The sequence below is a fragment of the Streptomyces sp. SID1328 genome, from assembly GCF_009865595.1.
GTDB lineage: Bacteria > Actinomycetota > Actinomycetes > Streptomycetales > Streptomycetaceae > Streptomyces > Streptomyces griseoluteus.
Genome location: NZ_WWKH01000396.1, coordinates 1 through 5,702, shown reverse-complemented (window position 1 = coordinate 5,702; position 5,702 = coordinate 1). Strand labels below are relative to the sequence as shown.

Annotated in this window: 4 protein-coding genes; 2 read left to right on the top strand and 2 right to left on the bottom strand. The window is 71.8% G+C overall.

Annotated elements, in window-relative coordinates:
- Positions 1 to 49: 49 nt before the first annotated feature.
- Positions 50 to 727, bottom strand: a complete 678-nt coding sequence (locus tag GT030_RS11885; protein ID WP_161201078.1) for a 4'-phosphopantetheinyl transferase superfamily protein — start codon at positions 725 to 727, stop codon at positions 50 to 52.
- 268 nt (positions 728 to 995) lie between these two features.
- Between GT030_RS11885 and GT030_RS11880 the strand changes: the two genes are divergently transcribed.
- Both GT030_RS11880 and GT030_RS11875 read left to right on the top strand, forming a co-directional pair.
- Complete coding sequence (locus tag GT030_RS11880) at positions 996 to 2,132, top strand: ATP-grasp domain-containing protein (RefSeq protein WP_161201077.1); 1,137 nt, start codon at positions 996 to 998, stop codon at positions 2,130 to 2,132.
- 157 nt (positions 2,133 to 2,289) lie between these two features.
- On the top strand, positions 2,290 to 3,975 hold the full coding sequence (locus GT030_RS11875; RefSeq protein ID WP_161201076.1) for a carbohydrate binding domain-containing protein: 1,686 nt from the start codon (positions 2,290 to 2,292) through the stop codon (positions 3,973 to 3,975).
- 52 nt (positions 3,976 to 4,027) lie between these two features.
- Here GT030_RS11875 and GT030_RS11870 read toward each other — a convergent pair whose 3' ends face one another.
- The gene (locus tag GT030_RS11870) at positions 4,028 to 5,365 is read right to left on the bottom strand and encodes a 6-phospho-beta-glucosidase (protein ID WP_161201075.1); all 1,338 of its coding nucleotides are present in this window, start codon (positions 5,363 to 5,365) and stop codon (positions 4,028 to 4,030) included.
- Between the last annotated feature and the right edge of the window lie 337 nt (positions 5,366 to 5,702).

Genomic DNA, 5,702 nt, shown 5'->3' with positions numbered 1-5,702 from the left:
GGTCGATCGGCACCGCTGCTTCCCCGCCCCCTGATCCGCCGAACAGGCCCTAAGCGGCCGGGACGGTCACCGCCGTCAGGACCAGCCCGTCGCCGGTGCGCCAGTGGCCGTCGAATCCGGTCACGCGGTGGCCACCCACCGAAGGGCCCGGCACCAGCAGCCGGGCGTGGAAGGTACCCCGGTCGTCGTGTGTGGGGACCAGGTCGATGTCAGCCTCGGAGAAGTCCAGCCAGGCGCGGGTCAGCGGGAACCACGCCTTGTAGACGGACTCCTTGGCGCTGAACAGCAGCCTGTCCCAGTGCACACCGGGCCGGGCGGCGGCCAGCGCCCGCCGGCGGTCGCGTTCGGCGGGCAGCGAGATGGAGTCGAGGACGCCCTCGGGCAGCGGTGCGTGCGTCTCGGCGTCGATACCGAGGGACGCGAGGTCACCGGTGCGGGCCAGGGCCGCGCACCGGTAGCCGTCGCAGTGGGTCATGCTGCCGAGCAGGCCGTCCGGCCAGACGGGCGCGCCGCGCTCGCCGGTCGGCACGGGGGCGGGCGCCCGGCCGAGCTTCTCCATCGCGCGCCGGGCACAGACCCGCGCCGAGGTGAATTCCAGGCGCCGCTTGGCGACCGCGCGGTCCACCAGTGCCCGTTCCTCGGGGAAGAGCGCGGTGTCCGGGTCGTCGTCGGGGACGCCGTACGACTCCACGGCGACCACCGTGTCCGGCAGCAGCTCCTCGATCACCCGGTACCCGACCTCCCACGACACTGCGGTGCGGCACCACGACAGCACATCGCCGGGGCACGGGCAAGAGCGGCCCTCTTCCGGTGCCGGCGCGCCCGGCGAATCCGTAACACCCGCGTTGCACGAACCACTCCGCGCAGGCCGTATGATCGCCCCATCACTCGCCGCCCAACACCCCTTTTCTTAGGGCGGTTTGGTGACCCTTCCTTCCTACTGTCCGGGCGCGGACCGCTGAGTCCTGCCCGAAAACCTCCGAAAGGCGGCCCGCATGGTCTCTCGCGTACGCGTATGGCTCAACCGCACGTACGCGGAGAACGTGTTCTTCATGGATCAGCTCCGGAGAAACCCGAGCGACCGCGCCGTGGAGATCCACGCGACGCACGGTGACCCGGACTCCCCCGTGCTGGCCGCCGCCGACACCGCCGCGCTGGAGCCGGAGGGGCTGTCCCCGGCCGGGTACGTCGAGTACGCGCTCGACCAGTGCGCCCGGCGTGGCATCGATGTCTTCGTGCCCCGGCTGCACCAGGCGGCGATCGTGGCGCACCGCGCCGACTTCGCCGCGGCGGGCACGGCCCTGCTGGCGCCGACGCCGGAGGCGGTGGCGGTGTTCGAGGACAAGGTGACCGCGTACGAGGCGGTCCGTTCGGTGGGCGTGCCGGTGCCGCCGTGGTTCCGGGTCCGTACGGCGGACGAACTTCTGACAGCAGTGAAGGAGTTGGAGGCGGCCGGATACCGGGCGTGCTTCAAGCCCGCCTCCGGTGCGGGCGGCGTCGGCTTCCGGATGATCACCCGCTCGCCCTTCTCGGTGGCCCACCTGAGCGGCTTCCCGAGCCCGTACGTGCAGCTCGATCTGGCGGTGTCGGCGCTGCGGGAGGCCGAGGAGCCGGTGGACCTGCTGGTGATGCCCAGGCTGGAGCAGCCGGAGGTGTCGGTGGACTGCCTGACCGGCCCGGACAACCGGATCCGGCTGATGGTGGGCCGCACCAAGAACGGCCGGCGGCGCGGCTTCACCCTGGACGAGCGCTGGCTGGAGCCGGCCCGGCTGATCGCGGAGGGCTTCGGGCTGCACTACCTGTCCAACATCCAGTTCCGCATGCTGGGCGACCGGCCGGTGCTGCTCGACGTGAACACCCGTGCCGCCGGCGGGCTGCACCAGCTCTCCCTGTGCGGGGTCAACGCCCCTTGGGCCGCCGTGCAGTTGGCGTTGGGTGAGGACCCGGGCACTGTCGAGCCGCCGTTCCTGGGCCAAGACTACGCGGTGGTCTCCGGGCCGCGCCCGCTGGGCCCGCCGACGCTCACCGAGCAGGAGCCCGAGGAGGCGGAGGTACGCCTGCCCGCGCCCACCGCCCCGCTCGCCGCGTCGGCCGCCGCAGCGGCGGGAGCCGGAGCCGCGCTGCCGCTGTAGTACTCCGTCACCATCCCGGTATGGACCAATCCCGCGCTGTCCCTTGACAGTTGGATTGGTCCATACCACTTTGGGGGGCGCACTCTCCGCAGGCTCGTTCCGCACTTCCCGCACCCCGGTGCACTCCCGAACGCCCCCATACCATCAGGGAGATCGCGTGCGACACATTCTCGGGCGTCCCAGACGCCGGCTTCTCGCCCTGGTCGGCACCGCCGCCCTGGCACTCGGCGGGGCCGTCGCCCTGCCGGGCACCGCCGAGGCGGCCAACGTGCTCACCAACCCCGGCTTCGAGTCGGGCGGCCTGTCCCCGTGGACCTGTTCCGGCAACCTCGGCTCGGTCGTCTCCTCCCCCGTGCACGGCGGCTCCAAGGCGCTGCAGGGCGCGGTGAGTTCGAGCGACACCGCGCAGTGCGCGCAGACCGTCGCCGTGAAGCCGAACACCGCGTACACCCTCAGCGGCTGGGTCCGCGGCTCGTACGTCTACCTCGGGGTGGACGGCGGCGCCTCGACCTGGACCTCGTCCCCGTCGGCGTACAGCCAGCTCACCGTCTCCTTCACCACCGGCGCCTCGCAGACCAGCGCGACCGTGTACGTGCACGGCTGGTACGCGCAGGGCTCCTACCAGGCGGACGACATCAGCCTGGACGGGCCGGGCGGCGGGGGCGGCGGTGACACCCAGGCGCCGAGCACACCGACCGGCCTCACCTCGACCGGCAAGACCTCGGGCAGCGTCTCGCTGCAGTGGAACGCGGCCACCGACAACGTGGGCGTCACCGCGTACGACATCTACAGCGGCTCCAACCAGGTGCTCAGCGTCTCCGGGACGACGGCCACGGTCAGCGGGCTCTCGCCGAGCACCGCCTACACCTTCACCGTGAAGGCACGGGACGCGGCCGGGAACACCTCCGGCGCCTCCAACTCGGTCTCGGTGACGACGAGCGCGGGGTCGGGCGGCGGCACCGGTTTCAAGCAGGCCGCGCCGTATCTGTACGAGGGCTGGGGCGACCCGCCGAACCCGGCGACGGTGATGAACGCGACCGGGGTGAAGTGGTTCACCATGGCGTTCGTGCTGGACTCCGGCGGCTGCAACCCGGCGTGGGACGGCAGCCGGCCGCTCACCGGCGGGGCCGACCAGAGTGCGATCAACCAGATCCGCTCGGCCGGCGGTGACATCGTGCCCTCCTTCGGCGGCTGGCAGGGCAGCAAGCTCGGCGCCAACTGCTCCTCGGCGGGCGCGCTGGCCGGCGCGATCCAGAAGGTGATCGACGCCTACTCGCTGAAATCGATCGACATGGACATCGAGAACACGGACGAGTTCGAGAACGAGGCCGTGCAGGCGAAGATCCTCACCGCGCTGAAGACGGTCAAGGCGAACAACCCCGGCCTGAAGACCATCGTCACCTTCGGCACCACGACCACCGGCCCGACCTACTACGGCAACCGGCTCATCGAGCAGGCCAAGTCGATCGGCGCCGACATCGACGTGTTCACGATCATGCCGTTCGACTTCGGCGGCGGCTCGGACATGTACGGCAACACGGTGAACGCGGCCGAGGGTCTGAAGGCCAAGCTGAAGTCGACCTTCGGCTGGGACGACGCGACCGCGTACTCCCACATCGGCATCTCCGGCATGAACGGTCTGTCCGACCAGCAGGAGAACACCACGCCGGAGATCTGGACCAAGATCCGCGACTGGAGCAACTCGCACCACATCGCCCGGCTCGCCTACTGGGCTGTCAACCGGGACCGGCCGTGCGCCGGCGGCGGTGTCGTGAGCAACTGCTCCGGCATCAACCAGAGCAACTGGCAGTTCACCTCGATCACGGCCGGCTTCACCGGCTGAGCCTCGTACGACCCGCGTGGGGGCCGCTCGGCGGAGCGGCCCCCACCCGTGTTCACTTCAGATACGCCAGCTCCGGGTGGGCCGCGGTGTAACCGTCGACCAGTCTGCGGGCCACGCTGACCGAGTCGACAAGCGGATGCAGCGCGAACGCCTTCACAGCCGTCTCCCGCGATCCCGACTCGGCGGCGGCCAGCACCTCCCGCTCCACCGCCTTGACCGAGCAGACCAGCCCGGTGGCGTGTCCCGGCAGCGGGTCGGTGGCCAGCGGGTGCGCGCCGTCCGCGCCGACCAGGCAGGGCACCTCGATCACCGCGTCCGCGTCCAGCGCGGTGAGCGTGGAGCGGTTGCGGACGTTGAGGATCAGGGTGGTGCGCTCGTCGCGGGCGACGGCCCGCATCAGGGCGAGCGCCACCTGCTCGTACCCGCCCGACAGATCCTCCTCCTCGCGCTCCCCGGCCCCGGCGCTCTCCCGGTTCTCCGCCATGTACGTGGCCTCGCGCTCGGCGCGGGTGTGCTCCCAGGCCCGCAGCGCGGACCCGCCGGGGCGCAGCGCGTCGGTGTAGAACCGGGACTGCTGGTCGCGCAGGAAGGCGCCTCGGGTCTGCTCGGCCTCCTGGTAGGCGCGTACGGTCTCGCGGTTGAAGTAGTAGTAGTGCAGGTACTCGTTGGGGATCGCGCCGAGGGAGCGCAGCCACTCGGGGCCGAACAGCCGCCCCTCCTCGAAGGAGCCGAGGCGGTCCGGGTCGGCCAGCAGGCGCGGCAGTTCGTCGCGTCCGGCGATGCGCAGGCCGCGTACCCAGCCGAGGTGGTTGAGGCCGACGTAGTCGACGAACGCCTCGCCCGGGTCGGCACCGAGGGCACGGGCGACACGGCGGCCGAGGCCGACCGGGGAGTCGCAGATACCGATGACCCGGTCGCCGAGGTACCGGGCCATGGCCTCGGTGACCAGTCCGGCAGGGTTGGTGAAGTTGATGACCCAGGCGTCGGGCGCGAGCCGGGCCACCCGCCGGGCGATGTCGACGGCGACGGGCACGGTCCGCAGCCCGTACGCGATGCCCCCCGCGCCCACGGTCTCCTGCCCGAGCACCCCCTCGGCCAGCGCCACCCGCTCGTCCTCGGCCCGCCCGCGCAGCCCGCCGACCCGGATCGCGGAGAACACGAAGTCGGCCCCGCGCAGCGCGTCGTCGAGATCGGTGGTCGCCCGCACCACGGGCGCGTCCGGCATCCCGTCCGCCTGCTCGGCCAGCACTCGCGTCACCGCGTCCAGCCGCCCGGCGTCGACGTCGTGCAGGACGACCTCGGTCACCCGCCCCTCACCCCGGTCGCCCAGCAGCGCGCCGTACACGAGCGGCACCCGGAACCCGCCGCCCCCCAGAATCGTCAGCCTCATGTCTCACCCTTTCGGCACGCCTGCTCCGATCATGGCACGCGGGGGCGGGGGGAAGTCGGGGCCGCGCGTCCTGCTGAGCACGCGATCCACACCGGTAAGCCCGCCTTCGGACAGTGAACTCCCCTGTCCCATAAGGAGTTTCCCTGCTTCAACCCTTGACGCCCGCAGGAGCGGGGGGCACATTGTGCCCACCCTGAGAGCGCTCTCAAGAGGCTCGCGGGGTCCCCGCACCTCATCCCGTACCCCGGAAGGCACCCCCATGAGTGAAACCTCCGGCACTTCCCCGGCCGGCGGCAGACGCCGGCGTTCTGTCCGGCGGGCGCTGGCCGCCGCCCTC

What these genes read in the sequence shown, in the direction of transcription:
- GT030_RS11880 (WP_161201077.1), top strand. Translation starts at nt 996, where the DNA reads ATGGTCTCTCGCGTACGCGTATGGCTCAACCGCACGTACGCGGAGAAC.
- GT030_RS11870 (WP_161201075.1), bottom strand. Translation starts at nt 5,365, where the DNA reads ATGAGGCTGACGATTCTGGGGGGCGGCGGGTTCCGGGTGCCGCTCGTG.